Raw genomic sequence first — 23770 nt, forward strand, 5'->3', positions numbered from 1 at the left:
CCACGTGGAAAGAGTCGCGAACATGAGGGGGAGAGTACCGGATTCCCGGCGCGCGTCCAGACGACGGAACCGTTGTCTCACACCTCGGCCGCCCCGTCGGCCGGGCATAAGGACCCCGTATGGTGGCCGTGTGACCGTGAACGCTGATATTGACGCCCTCGCCACCAAGGCGAGCTGGCGAGACCTGCCCGCGGCGCAGCAGCCTACGTACCCCGATGCCGAGGCCCTGCGCGAAGTCGTCGCGGACCTTGAGTCGTATCCCCCGCTCGTCTTCGCCGGCGAGTGCGACGAGCTGCGCACCCGGATGGGAGCCGTCGCCCGCGGCGAGGCGTTCCTCCTCCAGGGCGGCGACTGCGCCGAGTCCTTCGACGCCGTGACCGCCGAGCACATCCGCGCCAAGCTCAAGACGATCCTCCAGATGGGCGCCGTGCTCACGTACGCGGCCTCCGTGCCCGTCGTGAAGGTCGGCCGGATCGCGGGGCAGTACTCCAAGCCGCGCTCGAAGGACACCGAGACCCGCGACGGCGTGACGCTCCCGACCTACCGGGGCGACTCCGTCAACGGCTTCGACTTCACCGAGGCCGCGCGCGTCCCCGACCCGGACCGCCTGCGCCGCATGTACCACCACTCGGCCTCCACGCTGAACCTCGTGCGCGCCTTCACCACCGGCGGCTACGCGGACCTGCGCCAGGTGCACGCCTGGAACCAGGACTTCGTCCGCACCTCGGCCTCGGGCCAGCGCTACGAGCAGCTCGCCCGCGAGATCGACAACGCGCTGAACTTCATGCGGGCCTGCGGGACCGACCCCGAGGAGTTCCGCACCGTCGAGTTCTACTCCTCGCACGAGGCGCTGCTCATGGACTACGAGTCGGCGCTCACCCGCGTCGACTCGCGCACCGGGCGGCTCTACGACGTCTCGGCGCACATGGTGTGGATCGGTGAGCGCACCCGCCAGCTCGACGGCGCCCACATCGAGTTCGCCTCGAAGATCCGCAACCCCATCGGCGTCAAGCTCGGCCCCTCCACGACCCCGGAGGAGGCGCTCCAGTACATCGAGCGTCTGGACCCCGAGCGCGAGCCGGGCCGGCTCACCTTCGTCGTGCGCATGGGCGCGGACAAGATCCGCGACAAGCTCCCGACGCTCGTCGAGAAGGTCACCGCCTCGGGCGCCACCGTCGCCTGGGTCACCGACCCCATGCACGGCAACACCTTCGAGGCGGCCTCGGGCCACAAGACCCGCCGCTTCGACGACGTGCTCGACGAGGTCAAGGGCTTCTTCGAGGTCCACAAGGAGCTGGGCACCCACCCGGGCGGCATCCACGTGGAGCTGACCGGCGACGACGTCACGGAGTGCGTGGGCGGCGGCGACGAGATCTTCGTCGACGACCTCCACCAGCGCTACGAGACCGCCTGCGACCCGCGTCTGAACCGCAGCCAGTCGCTCGACCTCGCCTTCCTCGTCGCGGAGATGTACCGCTCGCAGTGAGGTGAGCCGGACCGTACGGCCGAGGGGCACGGATCGCTGTGATCCGTGCCCCATCGGCGTATCCGGGGTTCCTCGCCGCGCTCCGGGAGGGTTAGGTTAGGTTTGCCTCAGCAAGGCGGGTGGGTACTTCTCCCGCACGAGGGGGCAGCCGGCCCGAACGGACCGGACGACCGGCGGTTCCGGCAGGAGGTGACCCGCGTGTACGTGTGCTCGTGCTTCGGCATCACGGAGGCGGACGTGCGCGCGCACGTGGAGAACGGGGCCGTCACGCCCCGCAAGATCGCCTCCGCCTGCAAGGCCGGGACCGACTGCGGCGGTTGCGTCCGCCGCATCCAGGCCCTCCTCGGCCGGGGCGCGTGCCCCCGCAGGGAGGCCGCGGACCGCGACGAGCCGGTGTTCCTGCCCGTCCCGGTACCGGCCGCGCAGGTGCCCGTACCGCTGCCCTCGCCCGTCCCCGTACCGGCCGCACAGGCACCCGTGCCGCTGCCGCCGCACCTCCCCGCACCGGCCGCGCGTCTCGACGACGCCGCCTGAGCCCGAGCCGTACGACGCCGTCCCAGCCCGACCGCGTCCCGCCTCAGTCCGTCTTGAAGCCGCTCGTGCCCGGACCCGAGGGGTCCGGCTGCTCCTGCGAGATCACCGTCGACAGGTACAGCGCCTCGCCCAGCTTCTCGATCAGGTCGAGCTGCGTGTCCAGGTAGTCGATGTGGTGCTCCTCGTCCGCGAGGATCGCCTCGAAGACGTTCGCCGAGGTGATGTCCCCCTTGGAGCGCATCAGCTCGATCCCGCGCCGCAGCCGGTCGATCGCCTCCACCTCGATCTCCCGGTCGGCGCGGAACATCTCCGTCACCGTCTGCCCCACCGAGACGTGGAAGAGCCGCTGGTAGTTCGGCAGGCCGTCGAGGAGCAGGATGCGGTCCGTGAGGATCTCCGCGTGCCGCATCTCGTCGAAGGACTCGGCGCGCGTGTACTTCGCGAGCTTCGTCCACCCCTTGTGGTCCTGCAGCTTCGCGTGCAGGAAGTACTGGTTGATCGCCGTCAGCTCGGCCGTGAGCTGCTCGTTCAGGAATTCGATGACCTCGGGGTCGCCCTGCATCGTCCGGGCTCCTTCCAGGAGTACGACTAGGCGGCGGGTACGTCTGGTGTCCGGCCTGCTACGGAACGCGCGCATCGTCGCATCACCGCTTCCGCGGAGTCCAGTAAGTGCACGCTTAGTCACGTCTGCCCCCGAAGCCACTCGGGTAACGGCTGCCCGGTCGGCGGCACCGCGCCCGGTCTGTCAGGATGGATGCATGGGCCAGGCGGAGAGCGAGAGAGACGGCCTGCCTTCCCCGGGCGGGCCTTCCCCGGACCGTCCCGCGGAGACGGACCGGCTGCCCCCCGGCCAGCGCCTCCAGCGCGGCTGGCCGGTGACCCACTACGGCCCGGTGCCGAAGTTCCGGCCCGAGCGCTGGGAGTTCCGCGTCTTCGGCGCGACGGCGGACGGCGACAAGCGCGGCTGGAGCCACGAGGAGTTCACCGCGCTCGGCTGGGCCACCGTCGAGGCCGACCTGCACTGCGTGACGCGGTTCAGCGTCATCGGCGCCGAGTGGGGCGGCGTCCCCGCCCGCACGCTGCTCGGCCTCGTACCGCCCGCGCCGTCGGTCACGCACGTCATGGTGTGGGCCGAGTACGGCTACAGCGCCAATCTGCGGCTCGCCGACTTCACCGCGCCCCACACCGTCTTCGCGACCCACAAGGACGGCGAGCCCCTCACGGCCGAGCACGGCTACCCGGTGCGTCTCGTCGTGCCGCACCTCTACGCCTGGAAGGGCCCGAAGTGGGTGCGCGGCATCGAGTACATGACCGCCGACCGGCGCGGCTTCTGGGAGGAGCGGGGCTACCACAACATCGGCGACCCCTGGCGCGAGCAGCGGTACTCCTACCAGGAGGAGGCGGGGGACGGGCCGGGGCTGTGAGCGCCGCTCAGCCGCGCAGCTCCTTGAGGCGTGCCACGTCGGCCGCGTGCCCCTCGGGGCCGCCGGGGGTCTCGATGACGAGCGGGACGCCCGCCATGGCCGGGTGGGCGCACAGCTCCGCGAACGCCTCCGCGCCGATAGTGCCCGCGCCGATGTTCTCGTGCCGGTCCAGGTGCGAGCCGCACCCCGCCTTCGAGTCGTTGGCGTGGACGAGCTTGAGCCTGCCCTCGCCGACCTCTCCCACGAGCAGGTCGAGCGTCTGCTTCGCGCCGCCCGGGGCGCCGAGGTCGTGCCCCGCCGCGTGCACGTGACACGTGTCGAGGCACACGCCGAGCTTCGGGTGCGCGTCGAGGGCGGCCACGTACGGGCCCAGGTCCCACGTCCGCGCGCACAGCGAGGCACCCTGCCCGGCGGTCGGCTCCAGGAGCAGGTCAGGGTCGTCGGGGTGGTCCAGCTCGTCGAGCAGCGGCAGCATCCGCTCCCGCACCTGCGCGAGCGCCACCTCGCGCGTGCGGCCCCCGGTCGCCGAGCCGGTGTGCACGACGACACCGCGCGCGCCGATCTCGCGCGCCCTGCGCAGCGAGTGCCGCAGCGAGACCACCGACTTCTCGACGGTGGCCCCGGTGTGCGAGCCGAAGTTGATGAGGTACGGGGCGTGCACGTACGCGCGCAGGCCCTCGGCGGCGCAGCGCGTACGGAACTCCTCGTCCTGCGCCGGGTCCCCGGGCCCGGTCGCCCAGCCGCGCGGATTGGCGACGAAGACCTGCACGACCTCGGCGCCGAGCTCGCGCGCGTAGGAGAGACCGGTCTTCGCAAGGCCCCCGGCGACGGGGATGTGCGCGCCGACCGGGTTGCGGGGGGTGGTGTTCACCCGTCCAGGGTGACACGGACCGGGGGCGCGGCCCGCCCGCGGGGGTTACGGGAGGGACGGGCCCTCGGAGCCGGCGGGCTTGCCGATCTCGACCTCCGCGAAGCCGGGGTCGGGTGCGGGCGTCGGCGAGCCCTCGGAGGCATCGGCCCGCGAATCCAGGGGCGGCGGCCCGCTCGCCAACCGCGCCTCTCCCATCTCCAGGTCGGCCGGCATCTCGACCAGACAGTCCTTCTCGTCGGGGTACCGCTCGGCGCAAGGATCGGCGGCGGCGGGCTGTACGGCGGTGCGCGCCGGCTTCCCCTCGCTCGCCGGGCCGCTGTCCGAGGACGAGCAGGCGGTCGCGGTGACACCCGCGCTCAGGACGAGTACGGCACTGACGGCGACGGTGCGCAGACGCATGGTTCCCCCCACACGAAACGGCCTCTCCGGTGGAGGCCGGGAGAAGAAGTCTGCCCTGTGAAATACGGGCACGGAGGACTTTTTTGGTGAAGGAGTCGTTCAGGTGTGCGGATGCGATTCCGGACGGTGACGGCCGCCGGACCGGCGCCCGCCCGGCCCGTCACCGCACCCGGATCGTCACCGTGCTCCCGCGCGGTGCCGTGTCCCCGCCGCTCACCGACTGGTCCCACACGGTGTGCCCGAGGAACCAGCGGGAGACCTTCACCTCGAACCCGGCGTCCTCCAGGAGCCCCTTCGCCTCGTCCTCCTGCTTGCCCTCCACGTCCGGGACCTCCACGAGGTCCGGGCCCTTGGAGAGCGTCAGCGTCACCGTGTCGCCCGCCGCGAGCCGCTTGCCCGCTCCGGGGGACTGCTTCGCGACGGCGCCCTCGTCGGCGTCCTGGGAGAAGACCCGCTCGGCGGCCACCTTCACGTCGAGTCCCGCGTCGGACAGCTCCTCGCGCGCCTCCGCCTCGTCCTTGCCGCTCACGTCCGGTACGTCCACGGGCGCGCCCCTGCTCACGGTGATCCGCACCGTCGAGCCGGCCTTCACGTTCTCGCCCGCCTGCGGCTCCGTGCCGATCACGGCGCCCTGGCTGACGTCCTGGTCGAAGCGCTCGGTGACCAGGCCCGGGTCGAGCCCGCGCCCGCGCAGCGCCGTACGTGCCTCGGCGAGGGTCTTGCCGGTGAGCCGGGGCACGTCGACCGTGCGCGGGCCGAGCGAGACGGTGAGGGTGACCTCGCCGTGGTCGCGGATGCGGGCGCCCGGGGACGGGTCCGTGCCCAGCACGGTGCCGCGCGGCTCGGTGGCGCTGTAGCGGCCCTTGACGTCCTTGACCCGCAGCCCCGCCTCGTCGAGGCGCCCCTTCGCCTCCTTCTCGCTCTTCGCGAGCACGCGCGGGACCTCGGTGAACTGCCCCGCGTTGACGTACCAGACGCCCGCGCCGCCGCACAGCACGACGACGGCGACGACGAGCGCGGACCACAGCCTGCGCCGGGGCCGCCCGGTGCGGGCGGGCGCGGGCGTGGGCAGGACGCTCGTGTGCCCCACGTCCTCGGCCGCGGCCCCCGGGCGCGGCAGGGTCAGCGCGCGCGGCAGCACGCTCGTACGGTCCTCGGCGTTGTCGTGCCCGCCCGCGCGCGCCGCCGGGGGCTCCGCGTCGAGCGCCGCCCCGTCGAGGTGCGCCGTCGTGTCGCGTACCGCCGCGAGGAGGGCCACCGCGTCGCGCGGACGCGCGGCCGGCTCGCGCGCGGCGGCGGCGGCCACGAGCGCGTCGAAGGCCGGGTCGAGGCCGGGAAAGAAGTGGGAGGGGGCGGGGACGTCGGTGTTCAGGTGCTGGTAGAGGACCTGCGCGGGCGAGTCCCCGTGGTACGGCTTGCCGCCGGTCAGCATCTCGAAGAGCACGATGCCGCACGCGTACACGTCGGCGCGCTCGTCGACCGCCTCGTCGCTGATCTGCTCGGGGGCGAGGTACGAGACGGTGCCGAGGACGGCGCCCGTCGACCGCGAGGTGGTGCCCACGCCCCGTACGAGACCGAAGTCCGCGACCTTGACCCGGCCGTCGTCCCCTATCAGGACGTTCTCCGGCTTCATGTCGCGGTGCACGAGGCCCGCGCGGTGCGCGGCGCCGAGGCCCGCGAGGACCGGCTCCAGGATGTCGAGCGCGGCGCGCGGGCTCAGCGCCCCGCGCTCGCGCAGCACGTCGCGGAGCGTGCAGCCGGGCACGTACTCCATGACCAGGTAGACCGAGGCGCCGTCCGCGTTCTGGTCGAAGACGCCCACCACGTTCGGGTGGTCGAGCCGCGCGACCGACTTCGCCTCGTGGATGAACCGCTCGACGAACAGCGCGTCCGTCGCGAGTTCGGGGTGCATGACCTTGAGCGCGACCACCCGGTCCAGGCGCAGGTCGACCGCGCGATGCACGGTCGACATGCCCCCGGCCGCGATGAGCGCGTCCACCCGGTACCGCCCGTCGAGGACCTTCCCGACGAGCGGGGCGTTGTGATCGGCCGGCCTTGTGTCCACCCGGCGAGTCTACGGGGCCGACCGGAGCCGTCCGGGGCGGCCGTGTCACGCGGTGTCAGTGGCGGGTGGCACGGTGGAGGCGGTCACCGGGCGCGCTCGCCCGCCCCCCCACGTGGCCGGACGGAAGGAACTGGACATGAGCTGGGACGTGCTGGTGCTGCGGCTGCCCGAGGGCTGCGCCTCGGTGGAGGACCTGCCCGAGGGCTCCCCCGGGCTTCCCCTCGGCCCGCGCGCCGACGTGCTCGCCGCGCTCGCGGGGGCCGTGCCCGAGGCCGACCTCTCCGACCCGGCCTGGGGGGAACTGGAGGGGCCCGGCTGGTCCATGGAGCTGAACATCGGGGACGCGGAGCCGGTCGACGCGGTCATGCTCCACGTGCGCGGCGGCGGGGACGACGTCCTCCCCGTCGTCCTGCGCATCGCGGAGGCGCTGGGCGCGCGCGCCTGCGACCCGGCGGGCTGGGTGCTCACCGAGGCGGGCGACACGTCGGGGTGGCACGCCTTCCAGGAGTTCCGGGACCACCTGACGGGGGTGCGGAGCGGGGGGTGAGGCGGGACGGGGCGGGGCCGACGCGTCCGCGGATCGCAGCCCCGCCCGCGCGCCGCAGCCCCGTCCGTGGACCGCAGCCCCGTCCCCGTACCTCAGAACGCCGGACGCTCCGGGTCCAGCTCGGCGCGGCCCTCCAGCGGGGAGGACGCCTCGGCGAAGTGGCGGCGCGGGATGCGGCCCGCGCGGCGGGCCAGGCGCCCCGCCTCCGTCGCGTGCCGCATCGCGCGCGCCATCAGCTCCGGCTCGCGCGCCCGCGTCACGGCCGAGGCGAGCATCACCGCGTCGCAGCCCAGCTCCATCGCGAGCGCCACGTCCGAGGCCGTTCCGGCGCCCGCGTCGAGGATCACCGGGACCCGCGCCCGCTCCGTGATGAGCTGGAAGTTGTGCGGATTGCGGATGCCGAGCCCGGAGCCGATCGGCGAGCCGAGCGGCATGACGGCCGCGCAGCCCACGTCCTCCAGCTTCCGCGCGAGCACCGGGTCGTCGTTCGTGTACGGGAGCACGGTGAACCCGTCGTCGACGAGGACCTCGGCCGCGTCGAGCAGCTCCACCGGGTCGGGAAGCAGCGTGCGCTCGTCCGCGACGACCTCCAGCTTCACGAGGTCCGTGCCGAGCGCCTCCCGCGCGAGACGCGCCGTGAGCACCGCCTCGCCCGCCGTGTGGCAGCCCGCCGTGTTCGGCAGCACGCGGATGCCGAGCCGGTCGAGCACCGAGAGCACCGAACCCTGCGTGCCCGGGTCCAGGCGGCGCATCGCGACCGTCGTCAGCTCCGTGCCCGAGGCGGTCAGCGCGCGCTCCAGGACGTCGAGACTGGGCGCCCCGCCCGTCCCCATGATCAGGCGCGAGGCGTACGTGGTGCCGCCGAGGACGAAAGGATCGTCGGCCATGGTGCTCAGCCTCCCTGTACAGCGGTCAGGATCTCGACGCGGTCCCCCGCGGCGAGCACGGTCGCGGGCCAGTCGCCGCGCGGGACGACCGTCTCGTTGACGGCGGCGGCGACGCCCGTACGGGCCCGGCTCAGCCCGGCGACGAGCGCGTCGAGCGTCGTTCCCGGCGGAACGGCACGCTCGGCGCCATTGACTCTCACGGTCAGGTCGAGGTTCACAGCACGGGCTCCGGGGTGTGGGTACGCGTGAATCGCCGGGGACTGAAGGGGAGCGCCGCCTCGGGCAGCGCGTCGTGCGCCAGCGCGTGCGCCATGACGGCGCCCGTCTCCGGGGCGAGCAGGACACCGTTGCGGCCGTGGCCCGTCGCGAGGTGCAGCCCGGGGAGCGCCGTGGGGCCGAGGAGGGGCGCGTTGTCGGGCGAGGCGGGGCGCAGCCCGGCACGGGTCTCGGTGAGGGCGAGTTCCGTGATGCCGGGGAGCAGTTCGTGCGCGTCGCGCAGCAGGGCGTACACGCCGCCCGCCGTGACCGTCGTGTCCCTGCCCCGCTCCTCGCTCGTCGCGCCGACCACGAGTTCGCCGTTCTCGCGCGGCACGAGGTAGAGGCTCCCGCCCCGCACGACCGCGCGCACCGTGCGCCGCAGGAAGTCCGCGTACGCGCCGTCCATCCGCAGCCGCAGGACCTGCCCCTTCACGGGCCGTACGGGCACGGCGACCTCGGGCGGCAGCCCCTCCAGGTCCGTGCTGAAGCACCCGGCCGCGAGCACCGTGCGCGCCGCGTCGAGGCGCGCGCCGTCCGCGAGGACGACCCCGCGCGCCCGCTCCGCCTCCACCACGAGCCGCGCCGCCCTCGCCCGCCGGAACTCCACCCCGGCCCGCGCGCAGGCGACGAGCAGCGCCCCCACGACCCGGCGCGGATCGACCTGGTGGTCGCCCTCGACACGCAGCCCGCCCCGTATCCCCGGCGCGAGCATCGGCTCCAGACGACGGCACTCACGCCCCGTCAGCCACTGCGCGTCGAGCCCGCGACGCGTGTGCAGGGCGTGGAGTTCGCGCAGTTCGGCGCGGTCGTCGGCGTCCAGCGCGACGGCGAGCGTCCCGCAGGTCCGGTACCCGAGGTCCCGCCCGCTCGCCTCGCCCAGTTCGGCGGCGAACTCCGGCCACCGCCGCGCCGAGGCGAGCCCGAGCGCGAGCAACGCCTCCTCGCCGTGGTGCGGTTCGGTGACGGCGGCGAGCATCCCGGCGGCGACCTGCGCCGCCCCGCCCCCCGGCTCCGGATCGACCACGGTCACCCGCGCCCCGCCGAGCGCGGCCCGCCACGCCGTCACGAGCCCGACGATCCCGCCCCCGACCACGAGGACATCCCCACCACTGGCCACCAAGCCCCCTCCCTTCGCCGGAATGACCCGGATCAGGTTCATACGGTCGGAGGCCGCAGCCCCCCTCTCAGCCCGGTCCGCCCGGACTCCCGCGGTGTGCGCGGCACAGCTTAGGCGGTGCGGGCGCGGCCCCCGGCGGCGGTCCCCGCTCCACCCGGGCCACGGGCCGTCCCGTCCCGGCCCCTCGGCCCCGGTCGTACGGCCTCCGCCGGGAGGCCCCGGCCCCGGTCCCGATGGCCCCCGGTCCCCGGTCCCGGATCGTGGGCGGAGGGTCGGTGTGGGCGGGATCTCTTGCGGGCTCGGGCCCGGGGGGTGGGGTGGGCGGCCTAGAGTTGCGGGCGTGAGCGGAGACCGGGAGCAGCAGGGGCGGGTCGTTGTCGTCGGCGCCGGGATGGCGGGCGTGCGGACCGTCGTGGCGCTGCGCGAGGAGGGGTACGGCGGGGACGTCGTACTGCTCGGTGAGGAGCCGCACGCCCCGTACGACCGCCCGCCGCTCTCCAAGTCCGTGCTCCTCGGCAGCGCCGAGACCTCCGCCTTCGACGTCGACTTCGCCGCGCTCGGCACCGAACTGCGCCTCGGGGTCCGCGCGAGCGGACTGCGCGCCGCCGCGCACGAGATCGACACGAGCGAGGGCCCGCTCGGCTACGACCACCTCGTGCTCGCGACCGGCGCCGCGCCCGTACGGCTCCCCGGCACGGCCCAGCACCCCCACGTCCACCTCCTGCACACCCTCGACGACGTGCGGGCCCTGCGCGAGGTGCTCGCGCGCCGCGCCGAGGTGGCCGTCGTCGGCGCCGGCTGGATCGGCGCCGAATTCACGACCGCCGCGCGCGAGGCGGGCTGCGCCGTCACCGTCCTGGAGGCCACCGGGCACCCGCTCAGCGGCGCGCTGCCCGCCGAGGTCGCCGCGCCGATGGCGAAGTGGTACGCCGAGGCGGGCGCCCGGCTGCGGACCGGCTCCCGCGTCGCCGCCGTCGAGGACACGGCCGTCGTGCTGGAGGGCGGCGAGCGCGTACCCGCCGACGCCGTCCTCGTCGGCATCGGCGCCCGCCCCGTCACCGGCTGGCTCGAAGGCTCCGGCATCGACCTCGCCCCGGACGGCTCCGTCCGCACCGACGCCTGGCTGCGCACCTCGCTGCCCGACGTCCACGCCGTCGGCGACTGCGCCTCCTTCCCGTCGCGGCGGTACGGGCGGCGCCTCCTCGTCCACCACTGGGACAACGCCCTCCAGGGCCCGCACACCCTGGCCGGCGTCCTCACCGGCGAGCGCGCCGAGCCCTACGACCCGGTGCCCTACTTCTGGTCCGAGCAGTTCGGCCGCTTCGTGCAGTACGCGGGCGACCACGCGGGCGCGAGCCGCCTCGTGTGGCGCGGCGCCCCGGACGGGCCCGCCTGGTCCGTGTGCTGGCTGGAGGAGGACGGGCGGCTCGCCGCCGTGCTCGCCGTCGGCCGCCCCCGCGACCTCGCCCAGGGCCGCAAGCTCATCGCCTCGGGCGCGACGCTCGACCCCGCGCTCCTCGCGGACCCGGCGCGACCCCTGAAGACGGCCGTGCGCTGAGCCGCTCACCGGGCCCCGTTCCCCGGGCCCGTCGCCCGCGGGGACCCTCCCGCTACCGCCCGGCCGCCCGGGATGGCACGCTTGTCCCGTGACCCAGATTGATGCCAAGACCGAAGCGCTCGTCCCCGAGTGGCTCAGCCTCCCCGACATCGCCGAACGGTTCGACGTCGAGGTGACCCGGGTGCGCCAGCTGGTGAAGGAGGGCCAGCTCGTCGCCGTCCGCCGGGGCGAGAACAACGCGCTCTACGTGCCCGCCGCCTTCCTCGACGGCAACCGCACCGTGCGGGGACTCGCCGGGCTGCTGACCCTGCTGCGCGACGACGGCTTCGACGACGTGGAGATCATCCAGTGGATGTTCACCCCCGACCCGACGCTTCCCGGCACCCCCGCCCAGGCCATGAGCGAGAACCGTGGCACGGAGGTGAAGCGCCGCGCCCAGGCCCTGGCCGTCTGAGCCGGGCCGCGGGACCACGGTGACGCCCACCCCTGGGCGAGTGGCATGATCGTCAGGTCATACGAACAGGGGTGGGACATGCCGGACCGGACACCGCACGCGGCGGCGCGCACCGTACTCGCGGACGCCCGTCTCTACCTCTGCACGGACGCCCGCAAGCACCGGAACGACCTCCCCGCCTTCCTCGACGCCGTCCTCTCCGGCGGCGTCGACATCGTCCAGCTGCGGGACAAGAGCCTGGAAGCCGCCGAGGAACTGGAACTGCTCCAGGTCTTCGCCGACGCCTGCCGCCGCCACGGCAAACTCCTCGCCGTGAACGACCGCGCCGACGTCGCCCACGCCGCCCGCGCCGACGTGCTCCACCTCGGCCAGGGCGACCTCCCCGTCCCCGCCGCGCGCGCCCTGATCGGCCCCGACGCGCTCATCGGCCGCTCGACCCACAGCGAGGCGGAGGCCGCGGCGGCGGCCGTGCAGGACGGCGTCGACTACTTCTGCACCGGCCCCTGCTGGCCGACCCCCACCAAGCCGGGCCGCCCGGCGCCCGGCCTTCCCCTCGTGCGGTACGCCGCCGCCCTCGGCACCACGCGCCCCTGGTTCGCGATCGGCGGCATCGACGCGGCCCGCCTCGACGAGGTCCTCGACGCGGGCGCGCGCCGCGTCGTCGTCGTACGCGCGCTGACCGAGGCCGAGGACCCGGAGCACGCGGCCCGCGAGCTCGCCCGCCGGTTGCGCGCGCTGCCCCTGGGGACGCCCTCCGTCCAAAGCGTGGACAAGAAGTCCGCGTAACGGGCATAACGCCCTTCCGTAGCGCCCTGACCGGCGGCTACTGGCTACCCTGCCCGTATGGCCTCCGGCACCGCATCCACCTGGACCTCCGAGCACCCGACCGTGGCGGAGGTGCTCGCGAGCGGCAAACGCTCCTACTCCTTCGAGTTCTGGGCGCCGAAGACCCCGAAGGGCGAGCGCAACCTGTGGAACGCGCTGCGCCGCGTCGAGGCCGTCGCGCCGAGCTTCGTCTCGGTGACGTACGGCGCGGGCGGCAGCACCCGTACCGGCACCGTGCGCGCCACGCAGGCGATCGCCGAGAACACCACCCTCGTCCCGGTCGCCCACCTCACCGCCGTCGAGCACTCGGTCGCCGAACTGCGCCACATGATCGGGCAGTACGCGGACGGCGGCGTCCGGAACATCCTCGCCGTGCGCGGCGACCCGCCCGGGGACCCGCTCGGGGACTGGGTGGCGCGCGAGGACGGACTGACCTACGCCGCCGAACTCGTCCGCCTCATCAAGGAATCGGGAAATTTCTGCGTGGGTGTCGCGGCCTTCCCCGACATGCATCCGCGCTCCGAGAACTGGGACTCCGACGTCCGGTACTTCGTCGACAAGTGCCGTGCCGGGGCGGATTACGCGATCACGCAGATGTTCTTCGATCCGGCCTCCTACCTGCGCCTGCGCGACCGGCTCTCCGCCGCCGGGTGCGAGACCCCGGTGATTCCCGAGGTCATGCCGGTGACGAGCGTGCGCCAGCTCGAACGGCTCTCGCGGCTGAGCACCGCCGTCTTCCCCGAGACGGTGAAAGAACGCATGCTCGCGGCGAAGGACGACCCGGCGGCTGTACGCTCCTTGGGAATCGAGTTCGCCACAGAGTTCTGCGCGCGACTGCTGGCCGAGGATGTCCCGGGGCTGCACTTCATCACGCTCAACAACTCCACGGCGACACTGGAGATCCACGAGAATCTGGGCCTGCCCCACCACAGGCCCTGATCCGACGGACCCCGGCCCCCATGCCGGGGCGAGAGGGGCGTACATGGGCTGGGCGGTCCTCTATTTCGCTTTTGCCGTAGTGGCGTTGTGGCTCCTCGGGGAGGTGCTGCTCCAGTACAAGGCGCGGCTGCGCTGGCGCCTGCTCGCCTTCGCCGGGTTCCTCGGCGTCGTGCTCGGCGTGCTCATGGCCTCGGTCTTCGTGATCGTCCTCGGCGCGCTCGCCTTCGCGGCCGGACAGACCCTCGTCACGCTCTCCTTCCGGCGCGGCTTCGCGGCCGGCTGGGCCCTCAAGGGCAAGGCGGGCGAGAAGCTCGGCGCGCTCGGCGACCGCGTGCGCGGCGAGCGGGAGCGGGGCCCCGCGCTGGAGGTCTCGGACCTGCGCGACGAGAGCGACGCGGTCGCGCCGGGGGCGGCGGGTTCCACGGGTTCCGCGCCGACCGGGGGCGCCGCGGGTGCCGGTGAGTCCGGTGAAGCCGGGGAGGCCGCCACCTCGGCGGTCTTCGACGCGGTCAACGTCGCGGAGGGCCGGGGCGTCCTGAGCGAGTCGTCCTCACCGGCGGAGGCCGACTGGCGGGCCCCGGCCGCCGACCACACCCCCGGCTACCAGTCCGGGTACGACCCATACACCGCCCACGGCTACGCCCCCGAGGCGCCGCCCGCCGCGTGGGACCCCAACGGCGCGCAGCAGCAGCCCGCCTACGACGACGCGGGGGCGGGCGCCGTCGCGTACGGCACGGGTCCGGCCGGGATGTACGAAGCGAGGGCGTACGGCACGGGCGCGTACGACCCGGGTGCGGGTGCGGGTGCGTACGACACCGGCTCCTTCGCGCACGCGTCCCCCTTCGGCGGCGCGTTCGCGCAACAGCCCCAGGACCCCAGCGGCACGTGGGCGGGGCTCGTCCAGGGCGACGCCACCGGAACGTGGGGCACCACGACGGACGGCTGGGGGCAGCAGTACGGGCAGCAGCAGTACGCGGCCCCCCAGGAGCAGTACCAGCAGCCCGCGGCGGACCCCTACGCGGTCCCGTACGCGGATCCCTACGCCGACCCGTACGCGACATCCGGCTACGGCTACCCCGTGCAGGAACCCTCCCCGCAGGAGACCCCGCCCGGCGGGGTGTGGGTGCCGCGCCAGCGCGGCGAGGGCGAGGAGCAGGGCGGGGCGTGGCCGGCGGGCTCGTACGAGGGGAGCGAGGGGTACGGGTACCGGGGGTGAGGGCAGCCTCGGCCCTGCCCAGAGCTTCCGGGAAAAGCGCTCACGCTTTCGGGTGAGACGTTGTGCGGGTTTCCCCGAGTTATCCACAGATGTTCGTGGATGGCGCGGGTGGGGGGTGGGGTTGGGGGAGGATGGTATTGGGGTCGCCCCCCGGGCGGGAGGGGGCTGTTCACCCCCCCGCGCGAAGGCCACGCCCCCTGCGAGGGGCACCACCCCCTCACGTCGACCCCGTGAACCCCGCCCCCTCCACGATCAGCCCCGCGACGAGCGCTCCCGACATCCCCGCGTGCGGCAGTCCGCCGCCCGGGTGGGACCAGCCGCCCACCGCGTGGAGGCCCGGCAGCGCCGTCGAGTTGGCCGGGTGGAGCCACCGGCCGCCGCCGGCGGCGAGCGCCGGGGCGGGAACCGCGCCGCCCGGCGTGCCCGTCGCCTCCTCGGCCGCCGCCGGGGTCAGCGTCTCGTGCCACAGCAGACGCGCGCGCAGCTCCGGTACGACGGCGGCCCCGACCCGGTCGATCAGCTCCGCCACGTACCCCTCCGGCACCTCGGCGCCCGCCGGGACCGTCACCGTCAGCGTCACCGCCTCGTGCCCCGCGCCGGGGACCCGGTCCGGGTCGTCGGGGCGCAGCACCGTCACGGTCGGCCGGTCCGGCAGCCTCCCCGCCGCGAGCGCCGCGCGCTCCGCCGCCGCGTCGGGGCTGTGCAGCACCGTGCGCACGACGGTCCCCTCGGGGCGCTCCCCGCGCAGCGCGAGCAGTACGAGGAGACGCGCCGCACCCTCCGTACGGGGCGGCACGCCGTCCGCCGGCCACGGCGCGGTACCGCCCAGCAGCCGCGCGAGCACTGCCGGGGCGACCCCCGCCACGACGTGCTCCGCCTCCACGACCGAGCCGTCCGCGAGTTCGGCACCGGCCGCACGCCCGTCCTTCTCGACGATCCGCGTCACCTCGGAGCCGAACACGAACTCCACGCGCCGCTCGACGCACCGCGCGTGCACCGCGTCCGCGAGCGCGCGCAGGCCGCCCCGTACCGCCCACACCCCGAAGGTGTGCTCGATGAACGGCAGTACGGCCGCGCTCGCCGGGACCCGCTCCGCGTCGAGTCCGGCGGCGAGCGCGTAGCTCTCCAGGAGCGCCCGCAGCCGCGGCTCGCGCAGCTCCAGCTCACCCACCTCGGCGAGCGTCGTCGCGCGCCGCTCGCGGCGCAGCAGCCTGCGCACGGGGAGCGCCGGGTACGGCTCGCGCGCGGCGAGAACCTGCCAGTTGGGCCACTGGGTCTCCTCCAGGAGCGGGCGGCGGGTACGGTCCCACGCCTCGCGCGCCCGGCCGAGGAAGTCCGTCCACCGCGCGCCGGTACCCGCGCCGAGGGCGGCGTCCAGCGCCTGCGCGACGCCGCCGCGCGAGGCGTTCGGCAGCGCGAACTCCGTACCGTCGGCGAAGACGTGGCGTGCCGCGGGGTCCACCTGTTCCAGGACGACCCGGTCCTCCAGCTCGGCGCGGCCCGTCTTCACGAACAGGTCCCGGTACACGGCGGGCAGCGTCAGGAGCCCCGGCCCCGTGTCGAAGCGGAACCCGTCCCGCGCGTACTCGCCGAGCGCGCCCCCGTACGTCGCGCCCCGCTCGTGCACCACCACCCGGTGCCCCGCGATCGCGAGCCGCGCCGCCGCCGCCATGGCGCCGAGCCCCGCGCCGATCACCACAATCCGTGCCATGCCAGCGACTTTATCCGCCCCTCACACCCGCCCCGCGCCCCGTCCCGCGTCCCCCGCGCGGACCCGACCGGGCCCCCGCCCCCAGGCCCTGAGTACCGCTACTCAGACCCCGGGTTGAGTACGGCGACGGATGGGCCCCGACCTGCGCGGACGGCACAGTGGTGCACGGATCGGGGCCTGCCGCCCCGTACCGCCGGCACGGGGCGGCGGAACGGCGCGGTGGGCTCCTTGGCCCAAGAGCGCCCGTTACCTCGCCGCTGTACGGGTACCCGGAACCGCGCATGACGGCGGACGGACGACGGGGGTGGCCGTGGTGGGACAGGGCGCGCGGGGAGAAGAGGTACCGGCGGAAGTGGAGCGGCCGACCGGTCCGCGCGCTCAGCCGCGGTGGATGCGCCTCGCCCTCACCGCGTGCGGTCTCGCGCTCCTGCTCAGTACGGCTCTGTGGGCGGGCGGGGACAACCTGCTGATCTTCTGGCTTCCGTGCTGCGGCGTTCTCGCGGCCGGGATGGCCGTCGTGGTGCTCTTCCGCCTCCGTCGAGCCGTGCGGACCACCGGGCTCGGGCCGCTCGCCTTCCTGAGGACGCGCCGCCGGTTGATGTGCGGTTACCCGCCCCGGGACAGTGCCGGGCACCGGGTCGCCTGGTTCGTGCTCCAGGAGGACCAGCGGCGGCCGGTGCGCGAGCAGTGGCCGCGCGGGCGCTGGCGGTGGGGCCTGCCTGCGTTCTACGTCGTCCTCGGCCTGGTGTGGGCGCTGGGCGGCAATTGGTTCCTCGCGCTCGTCTGGTGGGCGAACAGCGCCGCCACGGGCCTCAGCATCTGGGCCCGGCGCGGCGTGGAGGAGTGGCTGGACTGGCTGACCCGCGAAGTGCACGAGGCGGACACCGGTCCGGCTGGGGTGCGGCCCCCTGCGCCCCGGCGCTGATTCCCCGGGTCCTCGTCCTCCCGACGCGACCGCCCCCTCACCCCGGTCGTCCCGCCACCCGCCCCCGCAGCAGCAGCGACAGCGCCCCGTGCACCTCGGCGAGTGAGCGTTCCGGCTGGAACGCCTGCCAGTCGAGTGCCGCGACGAGGACCATGCCGACGAGTGCCGCCGCCGTGAGCGGGACGTCGATCTCCTCGCTCAGCTCCCCGGCCGCGACCCCCTCCGTGAGGGTTTCCTCGACGACCGCCACGACCTCCTGCCGCACGACGCCGAGCGTGGCCTGCCAGGCCCGGTTCGTGCGCCACAGCTCCGCCACGTAGAGCTGGGTGAACGCGGGATAGCGGTCGATGAAGACGAGCCCCGCCCGGATCATCGCGTCCAGCGCGACGACCGGGCCGTCGCCCGCCGCGGCCGTCCGTTCCGCCGCCTCGCGCAGTGCCGCCGTGAGCAGCCCGACGCCGTGCCGCAGCAGCGCCTCGAAGAGCCCCGCCTTGCTCTGGAAGTTGTAGTAGACGGTGCCTTTGGCGACGCCGGCCCGCTCCGCGATCTCGTCGACGGTGGTCGAGGAGAAACCCTGCTCCGCGATGAGCGTGACCGCCGCCTCGTAGAGCTTCTGCCGCGTCGCCTGCCGCCGGTCGCCGCCGGTGCTGCTGCTGTCCATACCCCCGATTCTCACAGGCCCGCCCCCCACCCGTCGCTCACAGGCTCAGCTCCGGGTGCAGCCGCTCCACCGTCCACACCTGCGCCCGCCGCGCCCGCCACGCCGTCAGCGCGAGCGCCGCGAGGGTGAAGCCGCCGAGCACCGCGCAGCCCTCCCACACCGGGCCGAGCCCGCCGCCCGTCACGAGCCGCCGCAGCGCCTCGACGACGTAGCTCATGGGCAGGAAGGGATGGAGCGCGTGGAAGAAGGCGGGACTCGTCTCGACCGGGTACGTCCCGCCCGCCGAGGTGAGCTGGAGCATGAGCAGCGCGAGCACGAGGATGCGCCCCGCGGCGCCGAACTGCGCGTTGAGCCACTGCACGAGCGCGGCGAAGCACGCCGTGACGAGGAAGAGGAACGCGATGGTGGCCACCGGTCGCTCCAGGTCGAGCCCGATGCCCCAGTGCAGTACGGCCATGAGCGCCCCGGCCTGTGCGAAGCCGAGCGCCACGACCGGCAGCCAGGACGCGAGCGTGGCGCGCGCCGCGGCGGTACCCGTCGCGAGCGCCCGCCGGTTGAGCGGGGCGATGAGCATGTACGCGACCATCGCGCCGACCCACAAGGCGAGCGGGATGAAGTACGGGGCGAAGCCCGTCCCGTAGTTGGGCGCCTTGTGCAGGTCGTGCGAGGCGAGCCGGACCGGGTCGGCCATCGCCCCGGCGTGCGCGGCGCGCGCGTCGTCGCCGTAGTCGGGGATCTTGCCCGCGCCCTCGTGCAGCCCGTTCGCGAGCGTCCCGGAGCCGTCTGAGAGGCGGCGCAGCCCGGCGGAGAGGTCGCCCGCGCCGCTGTGCAGCGCGCCGAGTCCCTCGTCGAGCGTCGTCGCGCCCGTGCGCGCCGTGCCGAGACCGGTCCGGAGCCGGTCCGCGCCGTCCGCGACGCGCTGCGCGCCCTTGTCGAGCGCGTTGATTCTCGCCACCGCCGTGTCGAGGTCGTCGGCGAGGTGCGGAGCCTGCTTCTGGAGGGCGCGGGCCTGCGTCGTGAGCGTGGCGAGGTCGTGGTCGAGCCCGTCGACGCCGCCGCGCTCGCCGATCAGGGTGTCGAGGTCGCCGGAGACCGTCGCGACCTGGGCCGCCGCCTTCTTCGCCTCCGCGAGGGCGGGGCAGGCGGGGGAGGGGTCGGTGGCGCCGGACGGCGACGGCGCTCCGGAGGGCGTGGCGCCGGGAGCGGGGCTCGCGGACCGTCGCGCGCCGCACTGCTCGGCGTACACCTTGTCGAGCGTCGCCGAGGCGGTACGGGCCTCGCGCGCCGCCTCCGGCGCGGCCTTCACCAGGTCGTCGAGGTGCGCGCGGACCGTGCCCGCGCCGTCCGCGACGAGCCCGGCGGCCTCGCCCAGGGACTTCTGGTTCTCGCGGAGGAAGGGCCCGAGCTGCCCGGCGGCCTTGTTCACCTTCCCGGCCAGTTCCCCGGTCCCGTCCGCGACCTTCCCCGCGCCGCTCGCGAGGTCGGCCGCGCCCGCGTCGAGCGTGCCGAGACCGCGGACGAGCCCGTCCCCGCCGTCCTGCGCGTCGGCGAGCCCGGACACGAGCTTCCCCGCGCCGCTCCCCGCCTCGTCGCTGCCGTTCTTCAGCTTGTCCGCGCCGCTCGCGGCCTTCGACGTCTGGTCGTGCAGGTCGGAGAAGGAGACGAAGATCCGGTCGAGGAAGGAGCGGGTCGCGCGCGTCGAGGCGGCGGACCTGACCTCGGAGAAGACGGTGCGCGAGATCTGCCCGACGATGTAGTTGTTCGCGTCGTTGGTCCGGACGTCGAGCGTGCCGGTCCCGGTCTTGTCGCCCGCGTTCGACGCGATGCGGGAGCTGAGGTCGGCGGGGAGGGTGAGCGAGAGGTAGTACGTGCCGTTCTCGACGCCCTCGCGGGCGTGGCGCGCGTCGGTCTCCTGCCAGTCGAAGGTGTCGCTGTCGCGCAGCCCCCGCACGATCTGCCGCCCCGCGTCCACCTCCTGGCCCTTGGCCTTCGCGCCGGTGTCCTCGTTGACGAGGGCGACGGGGATCTTGTCGAGCCGCCCGTACGGGTCCCAGAACGACCACAGGTAGAGGGCTCCGTAGAGCAGCGGGAGCAGCAGGAGCGCCACGAGCGCCGCGCGCGGCAGCCGCCCGCGCCCGAACCGCCGCAGCTCAAGCGCCGCGAGTCGCGGGGACCGCACGGTCGTCCACCTCGTTCCCTGTCGAGTCGGTACGTATCACCTGGGCGTCCTCGGGAGGTTCGCCGCACACCGCGAGCACCGTGACGCCGGAGGCGGCGAGCGTCCGCAACAGCGCCCAGACCTCGGCGCGTTCGTCGTCGGAGAGCTTGAGGTCGACGTCGTCCACGGCGAGCAGCCGGGGCCGCCCGAAGAGCGCGAGCGCGAGGGCGAGGCGCAGCGCCTCGACCCGCTCCAGGTCGCGCACGGCGGTACGGGGCCCCTTCGGCAGCGCGCCGGGATCGAGCCCCGCGGCGGCGAGGGCGGCCTCCGCCCGCGCCCCGCGCTCGGCCCGGCGCCGGGGGAGCAGCGCGAACCCCCTTTCGAGGAGGGCGCGTTCGCGCACGTGCTCGGCGACGGTGAGCGCGGGGTCGAGCTCGCTGACGCCCGGCACGTGGGCGAGTGCCGCGATCCGCCGCACGGCCCCGAGCCGCCGGGGCAGCGGCAGCCCCGCGACGCGCGCGGAGCCCTCGTGCGTGCGCATACGGCCGCAGAGGGCGAGCAGGAGACACGTGCGCCCGCTGCCCGAGGCCCCCGTGACGGCGAGCAGCGCCCCCGGCTCCGCGTGGAACCCGATCCCGCGGAAGACCCAGCCGCGGGGCCCTTTTAGCCCGAGACCGAGGACGTCGAGAGCGGCACCGCGGTGCTCCGTCTCCATGCGGGACCCCTTTCCTTCGCTCTCTCTTGTTCTGACCAGTCAGTACAAAAAACCCCCACCAGTATGCACATCCGCGCGAGAGAGTCCGCCGATCGGGGCGAATGTCCAGCTCAGGGCCGATTGTCAGTGCGGGAAGCGAGGATGGGGGCACACGCGGTCACGGTGACAGGGAGCGGAGCGCGCTCCAGGACGGAGGAGGTACGCCATGGCCCACACGCCCAGCGGTGACGCCGCAACCCCTCGACCGGAGAGCGGAGCCCGCGAGGAGGGGAGGCGCGGTCGCGGCGTCCGTGAGGAGCGGGGTGAGCCGCCGGAGCAACTGCGGCTCCCGGAGCCCGCCCAGACGACTGTCGTTCCCACGGCGCCCCGCTCTCCCCGCACGCCCCGCCGCGTCGCCCGTCAGCTCGCCTTCCCCGTCGCTCCCGCCCAGCCCGTGCGCCCGGGACCGCGCGGCCCGGCGGCGAGGACCCCGCGCCCCGGCGAGCGCGACCGCCCGGCGGCGACGCGGGCGGGCGCGCCTTCCCGGGACGTACTCGCCGAAGAGCCCCGTACGCCTGCGGAGGAGGCCCGTTCGGCCGGGTCCCCCGGCGAAGCGGGACGCCCGGGAGGTGGCGAGGTGCGGTCCGCCGAGGCGGAGCGCCCGGGAGGTGCCGAGGTGCGCCCCGCCGAGGCGGAGCGCCCGCGACGTGTCGAGGTGCGGCCCGCCGAGGCCCAGCCCCCTCGCGAGGAGCCCGGCCCGGCGAAGGAGTCCGCGCGGGAGGCGGGGGACGTCCCGGCCTCCGGCCCCCCTGCCGGTGCGCCCGAAGCCGTGGCGCCCGGTCCCGTGCCCGTCCCCCCGGCCGTCATCCCCCGGCAGCCCACGCCGCCCGGCGAGGACGTGCACCCCGTGCTGCGCAAGGCCGGGGCACCGCCCGCCGCGCGGGACCTGCTCGAACGGGCCCGCGAGGAACTGGCGGTGGCGCGGGACGGGACCGGCCCGGAGCGCTACGCCGCCGCGCACCGGGCCGCGCTGCGGGCCGCTTCGGCCGTACTCGCCGTGCACGGACCGCCGCCGGGCACCCGGCCGCGTGGCCGCCGGGGCATCCGCAGCGCCTGGGAGACCCTTGCCGAGGCGGTCCCGGACCTCGCCCCGTGGACCCTCCTCTTCACCGCGAGCGCCGCCCACCGCGCCCGCGCCGAGGCGGGCCTCCACGACCCGGCGAGCAGCGACCAGGCCGACGAACTCCTCCGCGCGGCGGAGGACTTCACGCACAAGGCGACCACCCTCCTGGCCCTCCCCGAACCCCACACGATCCCCTGACCCACCGGCTCCCCGAAGCCCCGCCCAGCCCTCGACGCCCCCGCGCCCACGGCAACCCGCTCGCCCCGCACCTCCGACCCCCGCGCCGATCGGGAGCGGGGGCGCGGGGCCGGAGCCGCCGCGAGGCCCACCCCGCGGGAAGGGCTCACCAGGGAATAAGGTGGCCCCACCACTCCGCCCACCCCTCCGCAGGAGCACCGTGTCCGACCCGATGCGCCCCCGCGCCGCCCTTCGTACCGCCGTCGTCTGGGACGTCCTCAAAGACGCCGTCGACGGTGCGGGGCAGACCCTGGACGTGCTCGACACCGGCGGGGGCACCGGGAACTTCGCCGTGCCCGTCGCCGGGCTCGGCCACCGGGTCACCGTCGTGGACCCCAGCCCCAACGCGCTCTTCGCGCTCGAACGCCGTGCCGCCGAGGCCGGGGTCGCCGCTCGCGTGCACGGGGTGCAGGGCGATGTCCACGGGCTCTTCGACGTCGTCGGCCGCGAGAGCTTCGACGTCGTGCTGTGCCACGGCGTCCTCGAATACCTCGACCAGCCCGCCGCCGGGCTCGGCAACGTCGTCGCCGCGCTGCGGCCCGGCGGCACGCTGAGCCTCCTCGCCGCCGGGCTCGGCGGCGCCGTCCTCGCGCGCGCGCTCGCCGGGCACTTCTCGGAGGCCCGCGAAGCCCTCGACGACCCCGAGGGGCGCTGGGGCGCGGCCGACCCCGTACCGCACCGCTTCACCGCCGCGCAGCTCACCGCGCTCGTCGCGGACGCCGGTGTCGAGGCCGGCGCCGTGCACGGCGTACGGGTCTTCTCGGACCTCGTGCCCGGCGTCCTCGTCGACACCGAACCCGGCGCGCTCGACGCCCTCCTGCGCCTCGAAGCCGCCGCCGCGGCCCGCCCCGAGTTCCATGCGGTGGCCACCCAGTTGCACGTGCTCGGCCGCAAGAGCCCGGCCCGCGACTGAGCCGCCGGGGGATCGGCATTCCTCGACCCGCCGTCCTCGGCACAGGCGCCGTATGATCGGAGGAGGCCGCCCGGCATGGCGTCGGGGTTCGCGGGAATGCTGGTGACAACCGGTGTGCCGGCGGACCCTCGGTGTCCGGCCGGTCGCGTCCGGTGAATTGGCGGAGAGGGGCGGGTTTCACGGGGGCGATTCCCTGCCTATCCTGAAGGGGACCCCCGGTCGCTCCGGCGACTGCACGATGAGGAGGACTCCCGTGCCGCTCTCAGAGCACGAGCAGCGAATGCTCGAGCAGATGGAGCGAGCGCTGTACGCCGAAGATCCCAAATTCGCGACAGCGCTTGAGGGAAGCAAGCTGCGCACGTACACCCGTCGCCGGGTGTACCTGTCGGTCGTGGGCTTCCTGGTCGGCATCGCGCTCCTCGTCGGCGGAGTCGGCCAGGGCGGTGTGAGCAGCGTCGTCTTCGGCGTCATCGGCTTCCTCGTGATGCTCGTCTGCGCGGTACTCGCGATCACCGGCTGGCGCAAGGCTCCCAAGCCCGGCGAGCAGCAGGCCCCGGCGCCCGGCGGCGAGGCGACGGCCCCACGCGGCCGTACCGCCCGCCAGAAGCGCGGAATGATGGACCGCATCGAACAGCGCTGGCAACGGCGCCGCGACGAATCCGGCCAGTAGCAGCTTTCCTGTCGCGTCGGCTTCGCCTCCGGGAGCGCCGGTGCCGGTGTCGGGGGACCTGACGTGATCGGTGGGCTCGTTCCTCACCCGCCCGCGCG

General features: G+C 74.8%; 24 protein-coding genes and 1 riboswitch. Of the genes, 13 read left to right on the forward strand and 11 right to left on the reverse strand.

Going from position 1 to position 23770, the window contains the following annotated elements; all coding sequences use genetic code 11:
• Nucleotides 1-130 precede the first annotated feature (130 nt).
• Both STTU_RS25500 and STTU_RS25505 read left to right on the forward strand, forming a co-directional pair.
• Nucleotides 131-1486: a class II 3-deoxy-7-phosphoheptulonate synthase gene (locus tag STTU_RS25500; protein WP_007828169.1), complete on the forward strand. Its 1356-nt coding sequence runs from the start codon at nucleotides 131-133 to the stop codon at nucleotides 1484-1486.
• A 198-nt stretch (nucleotides 1487-1684) separates the two neighbouring features.
• On the forward strand, nucleotides 1685-2020 hold the full coding sequence (locus STTU_RS25505; RefSeq protein WP_007828171.1) for a (2Fe-2S)-binding protein: 336 nt from the start codon (nucleotides 1685-1687) through the stop codon (nucleotides 2018-2020).
• Between the two features lie 43 nt (nucleotides 2021-2063).
• Here the strand turns inward: STTU_RS25505 and bfr are convergent, their stop codons facing one another.
• The gene (gene bfr / locus STTU_RS25510; RefSeq protein WP_007828172.1) at nucleotides 2064-2582 is read right to left on the reverse strand and encodes a bacterioferritin; all 519 of its coding nucleotides are present in this window, start codon (nucleotides 2580-2582) and stop codon (nucleotides 2064-2066) included.
• 196 nt (nucleotides 2583-2778) lie between these two features.
• Between bfr and STTU_RS25515 the strand changes: the two genes are divergently transcribed.
• Complete coding sequence (locus STTU_RS25515; RefSeq protein WP_007828173.1) at nucleotides 2779-3444, forward strand: sulfite oxidase-like oxidoreductase; 666 nt, start codon at nucleotides 2779-2781, stop codon at nucleotides 3442-3444.
• A gap of 7 nt (nucleotides 3445-3451) precedes the next feature.
• Here the strand turns inward: STTU_RS25515 and STTU_RS25520 are convergent, their stop codons facing one another.
• The 3 genes from STTU_RS25520 to pknB all read right to left on the reverse strand — a co-directional run bounded on the left by STTU_RS25520 (nucleotide 3452) and on the right by pknB (nucleotide 6779).
• Entirely contained in the window at nucleotides 3452-4315 is an 864-nt protein-coding gene (locus STTU_RS25520; RefSeq protein WP_007828174.1) for a deoxyribonuclease IV, read from the reverse strand.
• Nucleotides 4316-4360: 45 nt separating this feature from the next.
• Nucleotides 4361-4714, reverse strand: coding sequence for a hypothetical protein (locus STTU_RS25525; protein WP_007828175.1), 354 nt, complete (start codon nucleotides 4712-4714; stop codon nucleotides 4361-4363).
• Between the two features lie 160 nt (nucleotides 4715-4874).
• Nucleotides 4875-6779, reverse strand: a complete 1905-nt coding sequence (gene pknB, locus STTU_RS25530; RefSeq protein WP_007828176.1) for a Stk1 family PASTA domain-containing Ser/Thr kinase — start codon at nucleotides 6777-6779, stop codon at nucleotides 4875-4877.
• Nucleotides 6780-6915: 136 nt separating this feature from the next.
• Between pknB and STTU_RS25535 the strand changes: the two genes are divergently transcribed.
• Nucleotides 6916-7326, forward strand: a complete 411-nt coding sequence (locus tag STTU_RS25535; RefSeq protein ID WP_043256332.1) for a hypothetical protein — start codon at nucleotides 6916-6918, stop codon at nucleotides 7324-7326.
• A 92-nt stretch (nucleotides 7327-7418) separates the two neighbouring features.
• Here STTU_RS25535 and STTU_RS25540 read toward each other — a convergent pair whose 3' ends face one another.
• From STTU_RS25540 to thiO, 3 genes are read right to left on the reverse strand one after another with little or no spacing between them, the layout of a single operon-like run.
• Nucleotides 7419-8213, reverse strand: coding sequence for a thiazole synthase (locus tag STTU_RS25540; RefSeq protein WP_007828181.1), 795 nt, complete (start codon nucleotides 8211-8213; stop codon nucleotides 7419-7421).
• A 5-nt stretch (nucleotides 8214-8218) separates the two neighbouring features.
• On the reverse strand, nucleotides 8219-8431 hold the full coding sequence (thiS, locus tag STTU_RS25545; RefSeq protein ID WP_009064436.1) for a sulfur carrier protein ThiS: 213 nt from the start codon (nucleotides 8429-8431) through the stop codon (nucleotides 8219-8221).
• Nucleotides 8428-9564, reverse strand: coding sequence for a glycine oxidase ThiO (thiO, locus tag STTU_RS25550; RefSeq protein WP_043256334.1), 1137 nt, complete (start codon nucleotides 9562-9564; stop codon nucleotides 8428-8430). The genes thiS and thiO overlap by 4 nt, the downstream gene beginning before the upstream one ends.
• 16 nt (nucleotides 9565-9580) lie before the next feature.
• Nucleotides 9581-9691, reverse strand: a riboswitch (TPP riboswitch).
• A gap of 237 nt (nucleotides 9692-9928) precedes the next feature.
• Here thiO and STTU_RS25555 point away from each other — a divergent pair.
• From STTU_RS25555 to STTU_RS25575, 5 genes are all read left to right on the forward strand, one after another.
• Nucleotides 9929-11146: an NAD(P)/FAD-dependent oxidoreductase gene (locus STTU_RS25555; protein WP_007828185.1), complete on the forward strand. Its 1218-nt coding sequence runs from the start codon at nucleotides 9929-9931 to the stop codon at nucleotides 11144-11146.
• Nucleotides 11147-11234: 88 nt separating this feature from the next.
• The gene (locus STTU_RS25560; RefSeq protein WP_007828188.1) at nucleotides 11235-11600 is read left to right on the forward strand and encodes an Rv2175c family DNA-binding protein; all 366 of its coding nucleotides are present in this window, start codon (nucleotides 11235-11237) and stop codon (nucleotides 11598-11600) included.
• A gap of 78 nt (nucleotides 11601-11678) precedes the next feature.
• Complete coding sequence (thiE, locus tag STTU_RS25565) at nucleotides 11679-12386, forward strand: thiamine phosphate synthase (protein WP_007828196.1); 708 nt, start codon at nucleotides 11679-11681, stop codon at nucleotides 12384-12386.
• 57 nt (nucleotides 12387-12443) lie between these two features.
• Nucleotides 12444-13364, forward strand: a complete 921-nt coding sequence (gene metF / locus STTU_RS25570; protein ID WP_007828198.1) for a methylenetetrahydrofolate reductase [NAD(P)H] — start codon at nucleotides 12444-12446, stop codon at nucleotides 13362-13364.
• A 43-nt stretch (nucleotides 13365-13407) separates the two neighbouring features.
• Complete coding sequence (locus STTU_RS25575) at nucleotides 13408-14580, forward strand: hypothetical protein (protein ID WP_199785046.1); 1173 nt, start codon at nucleotides 13408-13410, stop codon at nucleotides 14578-14580.
• Between the two features lie 217 nt (nucleotides 14581-14797).
• On the opposite strand, the gene STTU_RS25580 is transcribed toward STTU_RS25575, so the two are convergent.
• Nucleotides 14798-16291 (reverse strand): phytoene desaturase family protein, encoded by a 1494-nt coding sequence (locus tag STTU_RS25580; RefSeq protein WP_199785047.1) that lies wholly within the window; start codon nucleotides 16289-16291, stop codon nucleotides 14798-14800.
• Between the two features lie 391 nt (nucleotides 16292-16682).
• Between STTU_RS25580 and STTU_RS25585 the strand changes: the two genes are divergently transcribed.
• On the forward strand, nucleotides 16683-17216 hold the full coding sequence (locus STTU_RS25585) for a hypothetical protein (RefSeq protein ID WP_043256338.1): 534 nt from the start codon (nucleotides 16683-16685) through the stop codon (nucleotides 17214-17216).
• Nucleotides 17217-17253: 37 nt separating this feature from the next.
• On the opposite strand, the gene STTU_RS25590 is transcribed toward STTU_RS25585, so the two are convergent.
• From STTU_RS25590 to STTU_RS25600, 3 genes are read right to left on the reverse strand one after another with little or no spacing between them, the layout of a single operon-like run.
• A complete protein-coding gene (locus STTU_RS25590; RefSeq protein WP_007828207.1) occupies nucleotides 17254-17877 on the reverse strand; it encodes a TetR/AcrR family transcriptional regulator in 624 nt (207 codons plus the stop codon).
• Between the two features lie 37 nt (nucleotides 17878-17914).
• A complete protein-coding gene (locus STTU_RS25595) occupies nucleotides 17915-20056 on the reverse strand; it encodes a YhgE/Pip family protein (RefSeq protein WP_043256339.1) in 2142 nt (713 codons plus the stop codon).
• A complete protein-coding gene (locus STTU_RS25600; RefSeq protein WP_007828212.1) occupies nucleotides 20028-20750 on the reverse strand; it encodes an ATP-binding cassette domain-containing protein in 723 nt (240 codons plus the stop codon). Before STTU_RS25600 ends, STTU_RS25595 begins: the two co-directional genes overlap by 29 nt.
• Nucleotides 20751-21366: 616 nt before the next feature.
• On the opposite strand from STTU_RS25600, the gene STTU_RS35685 reads away from it, so the two are divergent.
• The 3 genes from STTU_RS35685 (at nucleotide 21367) to STTU_RS25615 (ending at nucleotide 23672) form a co-directional block, all read left to right on the forward strand.
• Nucleotides 21367-22050, forward strand: a complete 684-nt coding sequence (locus STTU_RS35685; protein WP_234019319.1) for an SAV_6107 family HEPN domain-containing protein — start codon at nucleotides 21367-21369, stop codon at nucleotides 22048-22050.
• Between the two features lie 199 nt (nucleotides 22051-22249).
• Entirely contained in the window at nucleotides 22250-23002 is a 753-nt protein-coding gene (locus tag STTU_RS25610) for a methyltransferase (RefSeq protein ID WP_010264455.1), read from the forward strand.
• Nucleotides 23003-23255: 253 nt separating this feature from the next.
• On the forward strand, nucleotides 23256-23672 hold the full coding sequence (locus tag STTU_RS25615; protein WP_029396617.1) for a DUF3040 domain-containing protein: 417 nt from the start codon (nucleotides 23256-23258) through the stop codon (nucleotides 23670-23672).
• Nucleotides 23673-23770 lie beyond the last annotated feature (98 nt).

The sequence above is a fragment of the Streptomyces sp. Tu6071 genome (assembly GCF_000213055.1).
Lineage (GTDB): Bacteria > Actinomycetota > Actinomycetes > Streptomycetales > Streptomycetaceae > Streptomyces > Streptomyces evansiae.